Origin of the sequence: Eubacterium ramulus, from assembly GCF_003122485.1 — a bacterium.
Lineage (GTDB): Bacteria > Bacillota > Clostridia > Lachnospirales > Lachnospiraceae > Eubacterium_I > Eubacterium_I ramulus_A.
In genome coordinates this window covers 1-19,401 of record NZ_JRFU01000047.1, presented here as the reverse complement: position 1 = coordinate 19,401, position 19,401 = coordinate 1, and the positions used below count along the sequence as shown (strand labels likewise).

Here is a 19,401-nt window from a genome sequence, read left to right as displayed (position 1 = left end):
GCTGACCAGAATCACGCACCAAGTCTCACGTGCGTTCGACTTGAATTATTTACACTACCTGTTTGTTATTCAGTTATTGTCAGTAAAAAACTTAGTGAGCAGCATCGTACTCAGCCAAGTATTTTTTCGTATATTCCACATCAGATGGGCAATCCAGATATTCGGTGCCATATTTCTGACGGGTTTCATTTCCTTTTCCTGTGATCAGTAGAATGGTTTTTCCTTCGGCTTCCATGATCGCTTTGTGGATAGCTTCTCCACGATCTTCGATCATTTCATACGGACAATGCTGTGCCTCTACATACTGCGCAATGTCTTTGGAAATCTGTTCTACCGGTTCCGCACCCGGATCCTCAGCAACCAGATATACTTTTTTAGAGTACATACCGGCGATGGTTCCAAGGTCACGGCGGCGGATAAATGCTTTTTTACCCGGGCAGCCGAAAATGGAAATGATATCGTAATCTGGATACTCTTTTCTGGTGGAAGAGAAGAGTTTGTCAAAGCTTAATTTGTTGTGTGCATAGTCAACAACGGCGATGATATTCTTGTCTGCAGACATATAAGTTTCCATTCTTCCTGAGGAACGTGCACGGTACAGACCGGATTTCATAAACTCAACCGGAATGTTGAATACATAAGCGGCAGCGATGGCAGCTAAAGCATTTTCTACATTAAAGAGTCCCGGCATGGTCAGTGCAAAAGTCTCATCGAAGCGGTCACATTTTACACGGAAGTGGATTTCATGGTCTACTTTTTCAATATCATATCCGTAAATGTCACTGCCTTCGTTTGTACCGAAGGTAATTACATTTGGAGCTGCTTTTGCAGCTTCTGCAACACGCTCAAAATAATCAGAGTTTGTATTGATCAGCGCATTCTTTGTCTGTGCGAACATTTTTAACTTGGAAGAGAAGTAATCTTCAAAATCCGGATGTTCGATCGGACTGATATGATCCTCAGAAATGTTCAGGAAGATGGCAGCGTCAAACATGATCTGCTCCACACGACCATATTTTAAAGCCTGACTGGATACTTCCATTTCAAGGAAATCAATCCCGGAATCTACGGCATTGCGGAAATGCTGCATCAGTTCGATATTTTCCGGAGTGGTGATGTGGGATTCCACTTTTGTTATACCGTCATAAACATCGATGGAAGAGATGACAGCGCTCTCTTTTTTGCCAAGGCTTGCCATATAGTCATCCACGATGGCTTTTACATAGTAAGCGGTGGTAGATTTTCCCTTGGTTCCGCCGACACCGATCAGGTTCAGATCTTTGGACGGATCGTTATAAAAAAGTTTGCCAAGGTACGGCATTGCTTTTCTGACATCAGAAACTAAAATGTATGGAACTTCTGTATTCAGATCAAATTTCTGTTCGCTGACATATAAAGTGGCGCCGTGGGAAACCGCGTCTGCCAGATATTCCGGACGGAAAGCGGCTCCTTTACAGACAAATAAGGTTCCGGATGCCGCTTCTTTGGAATTGTAAGTTAATCCCTGAACGGAATCAGCGGCATGACCATACAGATTGCTGTCTGTCACAAGACCGGCGTCTGTCAGGGTATTCAGATAATCCTGCTGTGTATAAGTAATCATAAGTATTCCTCTCTGCTTTTAGTGGTAGTATGTTTTAAATTTGCGGAAGTGGCTGAAGTGGTTCTTGACCATACGCAGCCAGCGGTTAAAGTTGAAATCGCCTTTCATAAATACTGGATTTACAACTTTTCCTTCCCGGATCAGACGGTTTAATTTTTCTTTGTTTTCCGGTTGATGTACATATTTGCGGGCAACTGCTTTCGGTACAACCATCCAGAGGTGTTCGTCTTTTGCAATTTTAAACGGAATGTCTTTGTTGTATACAAACTCTTCGACAAAATAACGGGCTACGTTGAAACCGGAACCTGTCACATAGTAGTTGGAACGTCCCTGACGGGTGTTGATCTCAAAGAATTTGTAGCGGTTGTCACGGATATCGTATTTGATATCAAAATTTGAAAATCCGACATAACCGATAGTCTCTAACAGGTTTTTAACCTTTGTCATCAGTTCTTCCTGCGGTTCTGTGATGATCACGGCATGGTTACCGGAACCGTGTGGTGTATGTTCCTCTAAGAGAACGTGTCCGAGACACATCATTTTTACTTTTTTGTCTTTTCCGGAGAAGCAGGTCAGTACACGCATGAATTCGTCATTTCCAGGAATAGTATCCTGAATGATGAGGGAATCGGTGTATCCTGCATCGTAGATCTGACGGATCGTGTCTTTTAATTTTTTGTCGTTATCAATTTTGTATACTTTTTCCTGTGTCGGGAATTCATGCTCCCAATACATAACGGAGTTGGACGGTTTTAAAATGACCGGGAAAGAGAACGGCAGTTCAAAATCCAGATCCATGCCGTGACGGAATACAAGAGTATCCGGAAAATCAATATCGTGTTCACGGCAGAGACGGTAGAACAGTTCTTTCTGCTGCAGTCTGTCCATCAGCTCAAAATCGATGTACGGAGCAATGACATTTTCCGGCATCTCATCTTTATGACGGCTGCACAGTGCTACATAGGAATCGCCGCAACCGATGGTAAGGACGGTTTTGTCTGCGTGTGCAGCGGCAAAATCGCGGACGGTCTGCATAAATACTTCGTCTGTATCAATTTTTAAATTTGCATGGTATTCAATAATATTACTGTTGTAACTTGGACCGCTTGGAAACTTTCCAAATACATAGGTTTTTACCTGATATTCTTCATAAAATGCACGGGCAACACTGTATGTATTGATGTCGCCGCCAAAAAGCATTGGTATGAAGGGCTGTTTTTTAAATTCCATATCTATAATCCTCCAATTATTTCTATTGTGATTCCTGCACTATTTTATACCAGATGCGTCATTTATACAAGTTCATTTCCCGGAAAAAATTATGTTATAGTTCGTCAGAAAACGCATGTAGTTGACACTAAAAAACAGATTTGATATAGTCGAAAGCGGAAAAGTGTGTTATGATACATTTTTGCAAGAAAAATATTACCTTTTATAAAGAAAAGGAACCATAAGCATAAGGAAAGGAAACCATAAGCATATGGAAAAAAAAAAATTAGGAATTTTAGGAGGAATGGGATCAGAAGCTACGGTGCTTTTTTATAAAAAGATTATCGATAATACTTCGGTAAACAATGACCGTGAGCATCTGGACATTCTCATTTATAATCATGCGTCGATTCCGGATCGTACGGAATGCATTTTGTGTGGAAAGCAGGATTATCTGTGGGACATTATTGCAAAAGATATCCGCGGTATGGAGCAGCTTGGATGTGAATATTTTGCAATTCCATGTAACACCTGTCATTATTTTGCAGACCGTCTGCAGGAACTGACAAACGGAAAATTCATCAACATGATCGAAGAGACTGCACGTTACGCATCTGAGCGGGGCAGAAAGAAAGTCGGTGTTATGGCGACAGATGGAACGGTCAAGGGCGGTATGTACAAAAAAGCACTGGAAAAATATGGCATTGAAGTGGTATATCCGTCAGAAGAACGTCAGAAAGATGTTATGTCTCTGATCTATGAGCAGATCAAACGTGGTGAGAAAGGTGACCGTCATCAGTTTATGAACGTGGTGCATGAACTGCGTGGACAGGGCTGTGATGCAGTGATTCTTGCATGTACAGAGTTATCTGTATTAAATGTCAATTACAGCCTGAATCCGGACTTTTATATTGATGCCATGAACGTAGTGGCAAAGGCATGTATTGAAAGATGCGGCGGTGTTTACTGCGAGTAATTTTCGCTACCATAATATGTAAAGGTATGGTATAATAATTTCAAATGAGTCAATGGGTTGGTATGATTGACAAGTGATGAATGTTATTTATGAGAGAATGCATTTAAGTGAGTCAACATAGCAATGTGATTGATAAAGAGCGAAATTATAGCGTGATGTGATCACAAAATAATGAAAGTAAATAAAAAGAAAGGACAGAATTCTTATGAAGAGAGTTTTACTGAAGCTGAGCGGAGAAGCGCTGGCAGGAGATAAAAAATTTGGTTTTGATGAGGCAACCGTTACCGTTGTTGCAAATCAGGTAAAACAGTTAGTAGATCAGGGAATTGAAGTCGGTATCGTAATCGGCGGAGGAAACTTCTGGAGAGGACGTACCAGCGAGACCATCGACCGTACAAAAGCAGATCAGATTGGTATGCTTGCAACTGTTATGAACTGCATTTATGTATCTGAGATCTTCCGTTCCGTAGGAATGAAGACAAACGTACTGACACCGTTCGAGTGCGGTTCCTTTACAAAACTGTTTTCCAAAGACCGTGCAAACAAATATTTTGAAAAAGGAATGGTTGTATTTTTCGCAGGTGGAACCGGTCATCCGTATTTCTCCACAGATACAGCAACTGTTCTGCGTGCCATCGAGATCGAGGCAGACGTTATCCTGCTTGCAAAAGCAATCGATGGTGTATATGACAGTGATCCGAAGACAAATCCGGATGCAAAACGTTACGATGAGGTAAGCATTCAGGAAGTTATCGACAAACAGCTGGCAGTTGTTGATCTGACGGCATCCATCCTGAGCATGGAAAATAAAATGCCGATGTATGTATTTGGATTAAACGAGGAGAACAGCATTGTAAAAGCAATCAGCGGCGATTTTAACGGAACGAAAGTAACCGTATAATCCATATAAGATAAGTAATATCAGAAGGTAAAAAGAAAATATTTGGAGGATTAAAATATGGCAAACGAGACAATCAAACCTTATGAGACAAAGATGCAGAAATCTTACAACAACTTACTGGAGGAGTACACATCCATCCGTGCAGGTCGTGCAAATCCGCATGTACTGGATCAGATCCGCGTAGATTATTATGGCGCACCGACAGCAATCCAGCAGGTTGCAAACGTATCTGTTCCGGAAGCACGTATGATCATGATCCAGCCTTGGGAGGCATCCATGGTAAAAGCAATCGAGAAAGCAATCATGACATCCGATCTTGGAATCAATCCGACAAACGATGGAAAATGTATTCGTCTGGTATTCCCGGAGCTGACAGAGGAGAGACGTAAAGATCTTGCCAAAGATGTAAAGAAAAAAGGCGAGGCTGCCAAAGTTGCTGTTCGTAACATCCGTCGTGATGCAAACGATGCTTTAAAGAAAATTGGTAAAGCAGGCGATGTATCTGAGGACGAGATCAAAGATCTGGAGACTCAGGTTCAGAAACTGACAGACAAATACATTGCTGATGTTGACGCTGCAGTTGCAGAAAAAACAAAAGAGATCATGACAGTATAATAGCAAAATACAGTATTTTGCTGATGTCAATTCATAGAAATTCATAATCGAATCGAACACAGATGAATGGCATTGACTGATCTGAAAAATCGGAAAGATAAGAAAGATGGGGACATGGCGCAGGCTATGTCCTTTTCTGAGAAAGGGGAAAAATATGGAACTTTCACAGTTGAAGATACCGACCCATGTCTCCATTATCATGGATGGAAACGGTCGTTGGGCGAAATCAAAGGGGATGCCGCGTACTTACGGACACTCCAAAGGCGCAGATGTGATCATGGATATCTGTGAGGATGCAGATGCACTTGGTATCAAATATCTGACAGTATATGCATTTTCCACAGAAAACTGGAGCCGCCCGGAATCAGAAGTAAAGACATTAATGTTTTTATTCCGTAAATATATCAAAATCTGCTATACAAAAGCGATGAAAAATAACACCAGAGTGCGCGTGATCGGAGACAAGACCGGTCTGGCAGAAGATCTGCAGGAAAGTATCCGCACACTGGAAACTGACACCGCAAAAAATACTGGTCTGCAGTTTCAGATTGCGATTAATTACGGCAGCAGGGATGAGATGCTGCGCGGCATGCGCCAGATGATGCAGGATTATAAAGAAGGAAAAATCACACTGGAGGAAGTGGATGAAGCACATTTTTCAGATTATCTGGATACTGCAGGAATCCCGGATCCGGATCTGATGATCCGTACCAGCGGAGAGCAGAGACTGTCTAATTATCTGATGTGGCAGCATGCATACAGTGAGTTTTATTTTACGGATACTCCATGGCCGGAGTTCAATAAAGCAGAGCTGGTGAAAGCGATTGAGGCTTATACAAGCCGTGACCGTCGTTATGGTAAGGTAAAGGCGTAACGGAATTTGAGCCGAATATATCAGATGGGAGCCAATCCCCCATCTGATATAGCCTCCGGCAGGATTACAGAGGTGCGCAGTTGAAGTATGTCATGCAATTGCATGACGCGCACCTCGCAACAAGAATGCCGGAGCATTCTTGAAATGAAAGCTTGTGTATAACTTGGGTTAGCATAAGTTTTGCATATGTGGTTGATGATAAAAAGGGATTTTTAAAGAAATACCTGAATGTAAGAGAGGAAAAAATATGTTTAAGACAAGACTGTTGAGTGGTATCGTTCTGGTGCTGCTGGCATTGCTATTTATTATACACGGAGGATACCTGCTTCTGACCGTACTGGGAATTATCTCCCTGATCGGACTGTTTGAGCTGTACCGTGTATTTGGAATTGAAAAAAGTGCACCGGGAATCGTGGGCTATGTGGCAGCCATTGTATATTATCTGAATGTAGCATTTGGTTTTATCCCGGATATTATGATGTTTGTGATGGCATTGCTGATCGTGTGTATGTGCGTGTTTGTTTTTGGCTATCCGAAATTTCATGCGAACCAGATCATTGCTACATTTTTCGGCGTGTTCTATGTGGCAGTTATGCTGTCCTGCATTTATGAGACACGTTCTTTAGAGGGCGGAAGATATCTGGTATGGTTGATCTTTTTGTGCTCCTGGGGCTGCGATACCTGTGCATACTGCGTGGGAATGCTCTTTGGAAAACACAAGATGGCACCGGTGTTAAGCCCGAAAAAATCAGTGGAAGGTGCTGTCGGCGGTGTGGTTGGAGCTGCATTACTGACACTTATTTACGGATTCTTATTCCGTGGTTCTATGCATGTAGATGTGCCATATATTTTTATGATGGCAGGTATCTGTGCGGCAGGCGCACTGATCTCCATGGTGGGTGATCTGGCAGCTTCCGCGATCAAGCGTAACTTTGATATCAAAGATTATGGAAAACTGATTCCGGGTCACGGTGGTATTCTGGATCGTTTTGACAGTGTCATTTTTACTGCACCGATCATTTTCTATCTGACTGGTAATCTGTTACAGCTTGCTATTTAAAAGTGCTGCATTTCACATACATTATTTGAAAATGCGTATTTAGACTATCATTTTTTAGCATGTGAAGTGCGAATTTTAACTTAAAACTTTCAAGAGAAAGGAATAAGAGGAATGAAATATATAGCGATTCTGGGTTCCACCGGTTCCATCGGTACCCAGACACTGGAAGTTGTGCGTGCACAACAGGATATAAAAGTAACCGCATTATCAGCAGGCGATAACATTGACCTGCTGGAGCGGCAGATTCGTGAATTCAAACCGGTTCTGGCAGCGGTAAAGACAGAAGAAAAAGCGAAAGAACTGGCACTTCGTATCAGTGATCTTGATATTCCGGTACTGTCTGGCATGGACGGACTGATGGCAGTGGCTTGTGAAGAAAAAGCAGAAGTTCTGGTAACAGCGATTGTTGGCATGCTTGGCATCCGCCCGACGATTGCAGCGATTGAAGCCGGAAAAGACATTGCACTGGCAAATAAGGAGACTCTGGTAACTGCGGGACATATTATTATGCCGCTGGCAAAAAAATGTGGTGTTCGTATTTTACCGGTAGACAGTGAACACAGTGCAATCTTTCAGTCTCTGAATGGGGAGAAAGAGCACGGAAACAAGATTGACAAAATTTTATTGACCGCTTCCGGCGGACCGTTCCGTGGAATGACCAGAGAGCAGCTTTCCCAGGTGCGTCTGGAGGATGCCCTGAAACACCCGAATTGGGTGATGGGACGTAAAATTACCATTGATTCTGCAACATTGGTAAACAAAGGTCTGGAAGTAATGGAAGCAAAATGGCTGTTTGACGTAGAGCTGGATCAGATTCAGGTTGTAGTACATCCGCAGAGCGTGATCCATTCCATGGTACAGTACGAGGATGGTGCGATCATTGCGCAGCTTGGTACACCGGATATGAAACTTCCAATCCAGTATGCACTGTATTATCCGGAACGTAGATTTTTACGCGGCATGCGCCTTGATTTTTACAAGCTTGGTCAGATGACATTTGAAGCACCGGATATGGATACCTTTGAGGGACTGAAATTTGCGTTGGAGGCTATGCGCCGCGGTGGAAATATTCCGACGGTATTTAATGCAGCAAATGAGAAAGCAGTAGCAATGTTTCTGGAGCGGAGAATCGCATTTCTTGATATTCCTGATATTATCGCATCTGCAATGGAGGAAATTACATATATTGAACATCCGTCTGTGGAAGAGATTCTGGCAACGGAGGCAGCAGTATATGAATGGATAGAAAGCAGGTGGTAGGGTGATCATAAAGTATATCATAGCGATATTACTGTTCAGTGCGATTATTCTGTTTCACGAACTGGGACATTTCCTGCTGGCAAAAGCCAACGGAATCCGGGTCAATGAGTTTTCTCTGGGACTGGGACCAACCATCGTGGGATTTACAAAAGGTGAGACAAAGTATTCCATTAAACTGCTGCCTTTTGGCGGCGCCTGTATGATGGAGGGCGAGGACAGCCAGAGTGATGATGACCGGTCTTTTCAGAAAAAATCTGTCTGGGCGCGGATCAGTGTCGTTGCGGCGGGACCGATTTTTAACTTTATCATGGCCTTTGTGTTGGCAGTCATCATTCTTGGAAATATCGGTATCTCCACACCAACCGTAGCGCAGGTGGAAGATGGATATGGTGCTCAGACAGCAGGATTGCAGGCAGGTGATGAGATCATCAAAATGAATCATAAACATATTCATTTTTTCAAGGAAATCAGTATGTATACACTGTTTCATGCCGGTGAGACTGTGGAAGTTACTTATGAGAGAAATGGTGAGCGCCATATCGTAGAAGTGCAGCCGACTTATGATGAGGAACAGGGACGTTACCGTTACGGAATTGACGGTTCCGGTGAATATACAAAAGTCGGTCCGATCAAGACACTGCAGTACAGTGTGTATGAAGTGAAATACTGGATTCAGTATACAGTGGGAAGCCTGAAAATGCTTCTGACCCGTCAGGTCAGTGTCAACGATCTGTCCGGTCCGGTTGGAATTGTAAAAACCATCGGGGATACTTACGATATGAGCAAGTCGGATGGTGCATTTTACGTCTGGATGAATTTGCTGAATCTGGCGTTGCTGCTGTCGGCAAACCTTGGTGTGATGAATTTGCTTCCGATTCCGGCACTGGACGGTGGTCGTCTTGTATTTCTGGTGATCGAGGCGATTCGTGGAAAGCGCGTCAGTGAAGATAAAGAAGGCATGGTGCATTTTATCGGATTATTGTGTCTGTTTGGACTGATGATCCTGATTATGTTTAATGATATCCGAAAGCTGATACCATAGGCAAATTAAGAACGTTTCGATAGAATTTACTGAGATGAAGTAGAGAAAGTAATGTTTCTTCTGATAAACTGTGAAGTAACAACTATTTAGCTATGAGCAAGTAGTGTAAAAGGATTTGGAATATCCGCTTATTTTAAAAGGAGAAGAAAATGGCAGAGAGAAGACGTACAAAAGAGGTACGAATCGGTGATGTGGTCATTGGTGGCAAGCATCCCATCGCGATTCAGTCCATGACAAATACAAAGACACAGGATGTGGAGGCAACGGTAGCTCAGATTCTGCAGCTGGAGCGTGCGGGATGTCAGATCATCCGCAGTACGGTTCCGGATATGGAAGCGGCAAAAGCGTTGGCAGAGATCAAAAAACAGATTCATATTCCACTTGTGGCGGACATACATTTTGATTATAGACTTGCCATTGCAGCGATGGAAAATGGTGCAGATAAGATCCGTATCAATCCGGGCAATATCGGTTCTGCAGAGCGCGTGAAAGCAGTAGTTGACTGTGCCAGAGAGCGGAATATTCCGATCCGTGTCGGTGTAAACAGCGGTTCTCTGGAAAAAGAACTGGTGGAGAAATACCACGGTGTTACCGCAGAAGGAATCGTGGAGAGTGCACTGGATAAGGTAAAAATGATCGAGGATTTCGGTTATGACAATCTGGTTATAAGTATCAAATCTTCCGATGTCATGATGTGTGTCAAAGCACATGAACTGATTTCCAAAAAGACAGATTATCCGCTGCATGTGGGCATTACAGAATCTGGAACCATCATCAGCGGAAACATCAAATCTTCTATCGGTCTGGGACTGATCTTAAATCAGGGAATCGGTGACACGATCCGTGTTTCTCTAACCGGAGATCCGGTGGAAGAGATCAAATCTGCCAAACTGATCCTGAAAACACTGGGACTGCGCAAAGGCGGTATTGAGATTGTTTCATGTCCGACCTGCGGACGTACCAGCATTGATCTGATCGGTCTGGCAAATAAAGTGGAAAATATGGTGGCAGAGTTCCCACTGGATATAAAAGTAGCCGTTATGGGCTGCGTGGTAAACGGACCGGGTGAAGCAAAAGAAGCGGATCTTGGTATCTGCGGCGGCAGACAGGAAGGTCTGCTCATTCGCCGTGGCGAAGTGATAAAGAAAGTTCCGGAGGCAGAGTTATTAGAAGCACTGCGACAGGAGCTCATCAATTGGAGTGAATAGATAAATGGCAAAAAGCTTTTTTGAGGTATTTCCACAATTAAAACTGGATACAGATCTGCAGGGCATGCTGGATGATGCCACGGTTTCAAAGGTTTCTACAACGAGACAGAGAAACTCACTGCGCATTTATCTAGGATGCGGCAGACTTTTGCCAAAAGAAAAAGTATATTTTCTGGAAAATGAGCTGAAACGGCAGCTTTTTCCGCATCATACGATGAACATCAAGATCATTGAAAAATTCCAGCTGTCCGAGCAGTATACATTGAAAAACCTGCTGGATGTGTACTGGAACAGTATTTTGACGGAATTTCACCGCTACAGTCTGCTGGAATACAATCTGCTGCGTCATGCAAAATTAGACGTGGTGGAAGAAAAAGTACTGCGTGTCAGTCTGGAAGATTCGGTTCTGGCGCATCAGAAGGAAGAGGAAATTTATCACATTCTGGAGAAGATTTTCAATGAACGCTGCAATCTGTCGATTCAGATTGAGATGGAGTTTCATGAAAAAGAGGCATCAAAATATCGGAAAAATGCAGATATCAAGATGCAGAATGAGGTAGAAAATGTCATCCGGCTTTCCAGCTTTGGTGCGAAGCGTCATCCGGAGGGAGAATACATGGAAAGCCCGGAAGCCGGTGCGTCGGAAGTACCTTGGGAGACTGGTGATTCTGCAGCAAAACCTGCAAAAAAAACAGCAGAAAAGAAAACCGAAAAAGCAGCAGCTGTCAAAAAGGAATCCTCTGCAGCAGAGAAAAAGCCTGCAAAACAGGAAGACCGTGGCGGTTTCAAAAAGAGCTTTGGCGGAAAACGGGATTTCAGGGATCGTGGTTCTTACAAAAGATCCGATAATCCGGATGTGGTATACGGTCGAGATTTTGACGAAGAAGCAATCCGTATCGAACAGATCATGGGAGAGATGGGAGAAGTTGTCATTCGTGGACAGATTCTGTCTATGGATGAGCGCCCGATCCGTGGTGAGAAAACGATTCTGATGTTTTCCATTACCGACTTTACCGATACGATCATGGTAAAAATGTTCTGTAAAAATGAGTATCTGGATGAAATCAAAAATGGCGGTGTTGCGAAAGGTGCATTTTTGAAGATCAAAGGTGTAACAACGATTGACCGGTTTGACAGTGAGCTGACCATCGGTTCTGTCATTGGTATTAAAAAAATCCCGTCCTTTGTATCTACCCGTATGGACACCAGTCCGGTGAAACGTGTGGAACTGCACTGCCATACAAAAATGAGTGATATGGATGGTGTTTCCGATGTCAAAGACATCATCAAACGTGCCATGAAATGGGGACACAAGGCCATCGCCATCACAGACCACGGAGATGTACAGGCGTTCCCGGATGCAAATCATGCCATTGGAAAGGACGATGATTTCAAGATCATTTACGGTATGGAAGCATATCTGGTGGACGATTTGAAAGGTCTGGTAGAACATCCGATGGGACAGTCTTTTGCAGATACCTTTGTAGTATTTGACCTTGAGACCACTGGATTCAGTCCATCCAAAAACCAGATCATTGAGATTGGTGCGGTAAAAGTTGTAAACGGTTCCATCACGGAACGTTTTTCCACGTTTGTCAATCCGAAAGTACCGATTCCGTTTGAAATCGAACAGCTGACCAGCATCAATGACGATATGGTGCTGGATGCGCCGACCATTGACGAAATTTTACCAAAGTTTATGGAATTTTGCCAGGATGCGGTTATGGTTGCACATAATGCAGACTTTGATATGAGTTTTATCAAGCACAACTGCAGTGCGCTTGGATTAGAGTGTGAGAAGACCGTTCTGGATACGGTAGCATTATCCCGTGTTCTGCTTCCGGCACTGAACCGATTCAAGCTGGATACGGTGGCGAAAGCATTGAATGTGTCACTGGCGCATCATCACCGTGCGGTAGACGATGCGGCCTGTACGGCAGAGATTTTTGTTAAATTGGTGGAAATGCTGCGGGATCGTGGTGTGGAAACTATGGAAGATTTAGACCAGATGGAGAGTTATACGGAAGAGACCATTCGAAAAATGCCAAGTTATCATGCGATCATGCTGGCACAGAATGATATCGGTCGTGTGAATCTATATCGTCTGGTATCGGATTCCCATATTAAATATTATAACCGGCGTCCGAAGATTCCAAAAAGCGAATTTATGAAATATCGGGAAGGTATTCTGCTTGGTTCCGCCTGTGAGGCAGGGGAGTTATATCGTACTTTATTACGTGGAAGTTCGCAGGAAGAAGTTGCGCGAATCGTGCAGTTTTATGATTATCTGGAGATTCAGCCGCTGGGAAACAATGCGTTTATGCTGCGCACCGACAAAGAACCGGTGGAATCAGAAGAAGATCTGAAAGATATCAACCGTCAGATCGTAGAACTGGGCGAGCAGTTTAACAAACTGGTTGTGGCAACCTGTGACGTGCATTTCCTTGATCCGGAGGATGAAGTATACCGCCGTATCATCATGGCGGGTAAGGGCTTTAAGGATGCAGATGATCAGGCTCCGCTTTTCCTGCGTACCACAGAGGAAATGCTGAAGGAATTTGAGTACCTTGGCAGTGAAAAAGCAGAAGAAGTTGTCATTGAGAATACAAATAAAATAGCAAATATGTGTGAAAAAATCTCACCGGTCAGACCGGATAAGTGTCCGCCTGTCATTGAAAATTCCGATGGCATGCTGCGTGAGATCTGTTATACGAGAGCGCATGAGATTTACGGCGAAGATCTGCCGCCGGTGGTTGTTGAGCGACTGGAACGTGAGTTGAATTCTATTATTTCTAATGGATTCGCCGTTATGTACATCATTGCGCAGAAGCTGGTGTGGAAATCCAATGAGGACGGTTATCTGGTAGGTTCCCGAGGTTCCGTAGGCTCCTCTTTTGTAGCCACGATGGCAGGTATCACGGAGGTAAATCCGTTAAGTCCGCATTATATTTGCAGTAACTGTCATTATGTAGATTTTGATTCGGATCTGGTAAAAAGTTACGCCGGAAAAGCCGGTTGTGATATGCCGGACCGCAACTGCCCGCACTGTGGTCAGAAGCTGATCAAGGAAGGATTTGATATCCCATTTGAGACGTTCCTTGGATTTAAGGGAAACAAAGAGCCGGATATCGATCTGAACTTCTCCGGTGATTACCAGAGTAAGGCGCATAAATATACCGAGGTTATTTTCGGTGATGGTCAGACGTTCCGTGCGGGAACTATCGGTACGTTAGCTGATAAAACAGCATTTGGATATGTAAAAAATTATTACGAGGAACGTGGTGTTCACAAACGAAATTGTGAGATTGATCGAATCGTACAGGGATGCGTTGGTGTGCGACGTACCACCGGTCAGCATCCGGGTGGAATTATTGTACTTCCACTGGGTGAAAATATTTATTCTTTCACCCCGGTACAGCATCCGGCGAACGATATGACGACGGACATCATCACAACGCATTTTGACTACCATTCCATTGACCACAACCTGTTAAAACTTGATATTCTTGGACACGATGATCCGACCATGATCCGTATGCTTCAGGATCTGACCGGTGTGGATCCGCAGACGATTCCGCTGGACAGCCCGGAAGTTATGTCCTTATTCCAGAATACCTCAGCTCTTGGCATTGAGCCGGAAGATATCGGCGGATGCAAACTGGGGGCTCTTGGAATTCCGGAGTTTGGTACTGATTTTGCTATGCAGATGTTAATTGATACCAAACCACAGGCATTTTCGGATCTGGTCAGAATCGCAGGTCTGTCCCATGGAACAGACGTATGGCTTGGTAATGCCCAGACTTTGATTCAGGAAGGAAAAGCAACGATTTCCACTGCAATCTGTACCCGAGACGATATCATGACATATCTGATCGGTAAAGGACTGGACAGTGAGGAGGCGTTTACCATTATGGAGCGTGTACGAAAAGGTGCCGTTGCCAATGGAAAATGCAAGGAATGGCCGGAATATAAGAAAGACATGCTGGATCACGGGGTGCCGGACTGGTATGTGTGGTCCTGTGAAAAAATCAAGTATATGTTCCCGAAGGCGCATGCGGCGGCATACGTTATGATGGCATGGCGAATTGCATGGTGTAAGGTATTTTATCCGCTGGCTTATTATGCGGCATTTTTCAGTATCCGTGCCACATCCTTTAACTATGAGCTGATGTGTCAGGGAAAAGAACGACTGGAATATTTCATGCATGATTATGAACGGCGAAAAGATACCCTGTCCAAAAAGGAGCAGGATACTTACAAAGATATGCGTATTGTACAGGAAATGTATGCCCGTGGATTTGAGTTTTTACCGATTGACCTTTATAAAGCGAAAGCACATCATTTCCAGATCATTGATAATAAACTGATGCCATCCATCAGTACCATTGACGGTCTGGGAGACAAAGCGGCAGATGCAGTCGTGGAGGCGGCAAAAGACGGAAAATTTCTTTCAAGGGATGATTTCCGGCAGCGTACAAAAGTCAGCAAGACGGTAATTGACCTGATGGTGGATTTGGGAATTTTAGCGGATCTTCCGGAATCCAATCAGTTGTCATTGTTTGATCTGTAGTGGAATGTTTGTTTTTTATAAGTAATCGAAGATAGAGATAAAGAAAAAATTAGTTTATCTATTTTAGCAAAAATATGGGTGAACGTAAGGAGTAAGGCAGATGAAAGATTTACTGGATATTCGAAAGGAGATTGACGGTATCGACCGTCAGATCGTGGAATTATTTGAAAACCGTATGGTATTGACCACACAGGTGGCAGAATATAAAATTTCAACCGGAAAGGCTGTATTTGACAAAGAGCGTGAGGTATCAAAATTAGATTCTGTAGCTGCTTTGGCACATTCTGATTTTAACAGTCATGGAGTCAGAGAGTTATTTGAGCATATCATGTCTGTCAGCAGAAAGCGGCAGTATCAGCTTTTGACAGAGCATGGCAAATTTGCACCGACTGGTTTTGTGGAAGTAAAAGAACTTGATTTTACCCATGCGGCAGCAGCCTTTATTTCGGCTTCCGAAGAAGCGGCAAAAAGCTATTTTCCGGAAGAGTGTGGTTTGCAGAAATGTGCAGACTGGCGGGAAGCCTGCGATGTATTGCAGCGGGAAGAAGTTAATTTCGCCTTTCTTCCGATGCAGGATCCGACATCCGGTTATGTGTCTGCCAATTACAATCTGGTGGCAGAGTATGGCTTTTACATTCTGGAAAAATATGAGACAAGCCCACAGCCGAAGGACCGTTATCTGCTGATTTCCAAAGACCGTGTAACTTTGAGCGGCGCGGACAAGATCAGCATTTGCTTTGAAGCACCGGATGCCTGCGGTTCATTATATCACCTGATGTCTCATTTGACTTACAATAATTTAAATATGAACCGAATTGAGTCCATTGTTATTTCCAGAGATCCACTGGATTATCGTTTCTTCATGGATTTGAGCGGTAATCTGAATGACAGTGCGATCAAAAATGCAGTGCTTGGTCTGCGGGATGAAGCCCGGAATTTTAAGATTTTGGGAAATTACAGATAGTAACAAAATGGAAACTATGATACAATCACATTAATAAGAAGAACCGGATATTCTGGAAAAGTACTTATGAAGTAACACCTTATGAGAAAAGGAAGAGAGATCGTAGGAGGCCAGTCGTATGGAAAAAAAGATATTCTTTATTGATTTTGACGGAACATTAATGCGGGATGATAAAACGATTTCAGATAAAAATCGGGAAGCACTACGGAATGCAGTGGATCAGGGACATTATATCGCCCTTGCAACCGGACGAGCTGTCAGCAGCGGTCGGAGAATTGCAAAAGAACTTGAATTAACGCGACCGGGCTGCTATCTGGTAGCATACAATGGAGGAACTATCTACGATTTTTCAGCAGACTGTATTTTAAGCAACAAGCGTCTGCCGATTGAATATGCTGAATATCTGCTGCGTGAGGCGATAGAAGCTGGGATACATATTCAGACCTATTCCGATACACAGGTGCTTGCGGCAGAACGTAATAAAGAGCTTGACTTTTATGTGAAAAAGACCGGAATGCCATGCAGGATTACCGGAAATCTGAATAGCATGCTATATGAAGAACCGCCGAAAATGCTTCTAATCGATCTGGAGCACAAAGAGCGGTTGGAAGCATTTCAGCAGGCGCATGCAGAGTGGGAGAAAGGAAAGTGTAGCAGCTTTTTCTCCTGCAAAGAATATCTGGAGTATTGTCCACTGGGTGCAAATAAAGGATATGGTGTGGAGTTCCTGTGTGATTTCCTTGGAGTACCGATTGAAAATGCGGTGGCTATCGGAGATGAGGAGAATGATATCAGTATGATCCGCAATGCCGGTGTGGGTGTGGCAATGAAAAATGCGGTGCAGAGCGTAAAAGATGCCGCGGATTATGTCACAGAGCACGATAATAACGAAGACGGCGTGGCAGAAGTTATTGAGAAGTTTTCCTGATGGATGTCTTTTTGAGAAAAATTAATAAATTTTAGAAACTAATACGAAATCGAAGAATGCTTCCGTTTTGATCGTTATTTTGGAAGGGTTCTTCGATTTTTTAGTAATAAATGTGGAGATGAAAGCTAAAAGATAAAGTAAATGAAATAAAATAAATGCAGTAGATTGGAAGTTGTAAAGGAGCTCAAATCAATGAATGATAAATGGAAAGAATTATATGACGCGGCGAAACAGGTATTAAAACCACGAGATGTCTCTGAAATTATTGGGGCAGGTGGAGTTTCCGCAGCAGTAGAATCAGTATCTGGTAAAATATATGTTGGTGTCTGTGTAGATACATCGTGTACATTGGGTATCTGTGCGGAGCGTAATGCTATGTTCAACATGATTACAAATGGAGAAGATGCTATTAAACGTGTGATTGCCATTAACAGAGAGGAAAAAGCGATTCCGCCATGTGGAGCGTGCCGGGAATTTATGGTACAGTTAATGCCAGAACAATACAAGCAGGTTGAAATAATGATGGATTATGAAAATGAGAGGATCGTTACTCTGGGAGATTTGACACCTGAATGGTGGATATAAAATTATATCAGACGTGAGATGACTTTAATTTCTATAGGTGGTGAGTGACAAAATTATATCAGTGGATGGATTTAAGTTTCATTTTAAATGTTATATTCAATTATAATGTAAGATCAGAATCAGGGCAATGGGTTACTTTTTTATAACCCAGGTTATATTAAAAATAGGATTGTTTTCTTGCAAAAAAATAGTTTGTGTGTTATCCTTACAAAAGAATTTAGAGGGAATGAAGTTCTCCCTTGGTAATAAAATTACTTAAACCGCTTATAAAAGCTGATGACTTCTGCGAATAAATCAACGCAGAAAGTGTCAGCTTTTTCTGCGTATATAGGAGGAATTTTATGTTATTAAGTATTGCATTGATCCTGATTTTGGGAATGTTCATGGGATGGCTCTGCCAGAAGATTAAATTGCCGAGTCTGCTTGGAATGTTGATTACAGGTATCGTTCTGGGACCATATGGCTTGAATCTGTTGGATGGCAGTATTCTTGGCATATCTGCCGATCTACGAAAAATAGCACTGATCATTATTCTTACAAGAGCAGGTCTGGGACTGGATATATCGGGGTTGAAAAAGATTGGCAGACCGGCAGTTCTTATGTGTTTTGTGCCGGCATCTTTTGAGTTGATCGGTATGATTTTATTAGCACCAAAACTGATGGGATTAACGACGTTGGAGGCGGCTATTATGGGTGCTGTACTTGCGGCAGTTTCCCCGGCTGTGGTTGTTCCGAGAATGGTGAAACTTATGGATGAGGGCTACGGAGTAAAAGAAGGAATTCCGCAATTGATCCTTGCAGGTGCGTCCGTTGACGATGTGTATGTTATCGTTCTGTTTTCCACTTTTGTTGGAATGATGCAGGGAGAAGGTGCTTCCGTGCTTAAGTTTGTAAATATTCCGATTTCCATATTTTTAGGAATCGCGATTGGATTAGTCCTTGGAGTTTTGTTAGCACATTATTTCAAAAAGGTGCATATCCGTGATACGTCAAAGCTGTTGATTATTTTGAGTATCTCATTTTTACTTGTAGTGCTTGAGGATAAATTGACAACCGCTATTACATTTTCCTCACTGATCGCAATTATGTTTATTGGCGTAGGACTACAGAAAAGGAGAGAAGTTGTTGCAAAGCGGCTTTCTGCAAAATATGGAAAGTTATGGGTGGCAGCAGAAGTTTTTCTGTTTGTGCTTGTAGGAGCAACAGTAAATATATCATACCTTGGAAAAGTCGGAGCGAAGGCTCTCCTTGTAATTGTTGGTGCACTTGTATTCAGAATGCTTGGTGTATTTGTATGCCTGTTAGGAACAAGCCTGAAACGAAAAGAGCGGTTATTTGCTATGCTGGCGTATACCCCAAAAGCAACCGTTCAGGCTGCAATTGGAGGAATCCCGCTGGCATTAGGTTTCGCCTGCGGAGATACGGTGCTTACTGTGGCGGTTCTTGCGATTGTGATCACAGCACCACTTGGGGCATTTGCCATTGATCTGTCGTATAAGAAATGGCTGAGCAGGTAAAGAAAAACTACAAAACGAATAAAAAAATCCTAAAGTTATGCAATTCAAGAATGCTCCGGCATTCTTGTTGCGAGGTGCGCGTCATGCAA

At 43.1% G+C, this 19,401-nt stretch carries 15 protein-coding genes and 1 riboswitch; of the genes, 13 read left to right on the top strand and 2 right to left on the bottom strand.

The window, feature by feature from the left end:
- Positions 1-91: 91 nt before the first annotated feature.
- Together LG34_RS04185 and LG34_RS04180 are read right to left on the bottom strand one after the other, a co-directional pair.
- Positions 92-1,603, bottom strand: a complete 1,512-nt coding sequence (locus LG34_RS04185; RefSeq protein ID WP_109215023.1) for a Mur ligase family protein — start codon at positions 1,601-1,603, stop codon at positions 92-94.
- A gap of 18 nt (positions 1,604-1,621) precedes the next feature.
- On the bottom strand, positions 1,622-2,833 hold the full coding sequence (locus tag LG34_RS04180) for an ATP-grasp domain-containing protein (protein ID WP_109215022.1): 1,212 nt from the start codon (positions 2,831-2,833) through the stop codon (positions 1,622-1,624).
- Between the two features lie 250 nt (positions 2,834-3,083).
- Between LG34_RS04180 and LG34_RS04175 the strand changes: the two genes are divergently transcribed.
- The 13 genes from LG34_RS04175 to LG34_RS04115 all read left to right on the top strand — a co-directional run bounded on the left by LG34_RS04175 (position 3,084) and on the right by LG34_RS04115 (position 19,312).
- Positions 3,084-3,788: an aspartate/glutamate racemase family protein gene (locus LG34_RS04175; protein WP_109215021.1), complete on the top strand. Its 705-nt coding sequence runs from the start codon at positions 3,084-3,086 to the stop codon at positions 3,786-3,788.
- 205 nt (positions 3,789-3,993) lie between these two features.
- Complete coding sequence (gene pyrH, locus LG34_RS04170) at positions 3,994-4,689, top strand: UMP kinase (RefSeq protein WP_021739139.1); 696 nt, start codon at positions 3,994-3,996, stop codon at positions 4,687-4,689.
- Between the two features lie 57 nt (positions 4,690-4,746).
- Positions 4,747-5,304 carry a ribosome recycling factor gene (gene frr, locus LG34_RS04165; RefSeq protein WP_109215020.1) on the top strand — a complete coding sequence of 186 codons (558 nt, stop codon included), beginning with the start codon at positions 4,747-4,749 and terminating at the stop codon, positions 5,302-5,304.
- Positions 5,305-5,458: 154 nt separating this feature from the next.
- Entirely contained in the window at positions 5,459-6,178 is a 720-nt protein-coding gene (locus tag LG34_RS04160) for an isoprenyl transferase (RefSeq protein ID WP_109215019.1), read from the top strand.
- A gap of 247 nt (positions 6,179-6,425) precedes the next feature.
- Entirely contained in the window at positions 6,426-7,238 is an 813-nt protein-coding gene (locus tag LG34_RS04155; RefSeq protein WP_109215018.1) for a phosphatidate cytidylyltransferase, read from the top strand.
- Between the two features lie 111 nt (positions 7,239-7,349).
- Positions 7,350-8,498, top strand: a complete 1,149-nt coding sequence (gene dxr / locus LG34_RS04150) for a 1-deoxy-D-xylulose-5-phosphate reductoisomerase (RefSeq protein ID WP_109215017.1) — start codon at positions 7,350-7,352, stop codon at positions 8,496-8,498.
- Position 8,499: 1 nt separating this feature from the next.
- A complete protein-coding gene (gene rseP / locus LG34_RS04145) occupies positions 8,500-9,540 on the top strand; it encodes an RIP metalloprotease RseP (RefSeq protein ID WP_330427520.1) in 1,041 nt (346 codons plus the stop codon).
- Positions 9,541-9,689: 149 nt separating this feature from the next.
- Complete coding sequence (gene ispG, locus LG34_RS04140; RefSeq protein ID WP_109215016.1) at positions 9,690-10,748, top strand: flavodoxin-dependent (E)-4-hydroxy-3-methylbut-2-enyl-diphosphate synthase; 1,059 nt, start codon at positions 9,690-9,692, stop codon at positions 10,746-10,748.
- Between the two features lie 4 nt (positions 10,749-10,752).
- A complete protein-coding gene (locus LG34_RS04135) occupies positions 10,753-15,318 on the top strand; it encodes a PolC-type DNA polymerase III (RefSeq protein ID WP_109215015.1) in 4,566 nt (1,521 codons plus the stop codon).
- Between the two features lie 100 nt (positions 15,319-15,418).
- Entirely contained in the window at positions 15,419-16,282 is an 864-nt protein-coding gene (locus tag LG34_RS04130) for a bifunctional chorismate mutase/prephenate dehydratase (protein ID WP_109215014.1), read from the top strand.
- Between the two features lie 118 nt (positions 16,283-16,400).
- On the top strand, positions 16,401-17,210 hold the full coding sequence (locus tag LG34_RS04125) for a Cof-type HAD-IIB family hydrolase (RefSeq protein ID WP_109215013.1): 810 nt from the start codon (positions 16,401-16,403) through the stop codon (positions 17,208-17,210).
- Positions 17,211-17,402: 192 nt separating this feature from the next.
- Positions 17,403-17,795: a cytidine deaminase family protein gene (locus LG34_RS04120; protein ID WP_109215012.1), complete on the top strand. Its 393-nt coding sequence runs from the start codon at positions 17,403-17,405 to the stop codon at positions 17,793-17,795.
- A 213-nt stretch (positions 17,796-18,008) separates the two neighbouring features.
- Positions 18,009-18,088, top strand: a riboswitch (Fluoride riboswitch).
- A gap of 48 nt (positions 18,089-18,136) precedes the next feature.
- Positions 18,137-19,312, top strand: a complete 1,176-nt coding sequence (locus LG34_RS04115) for a cation:proton antiporter (protein WP_109215011.1) — start codon at positions 18,137-18,139, stop codon at positions 19,310-19,312.
- Positions 19,313-19,401: the final 89 nt, after the last annotated feature.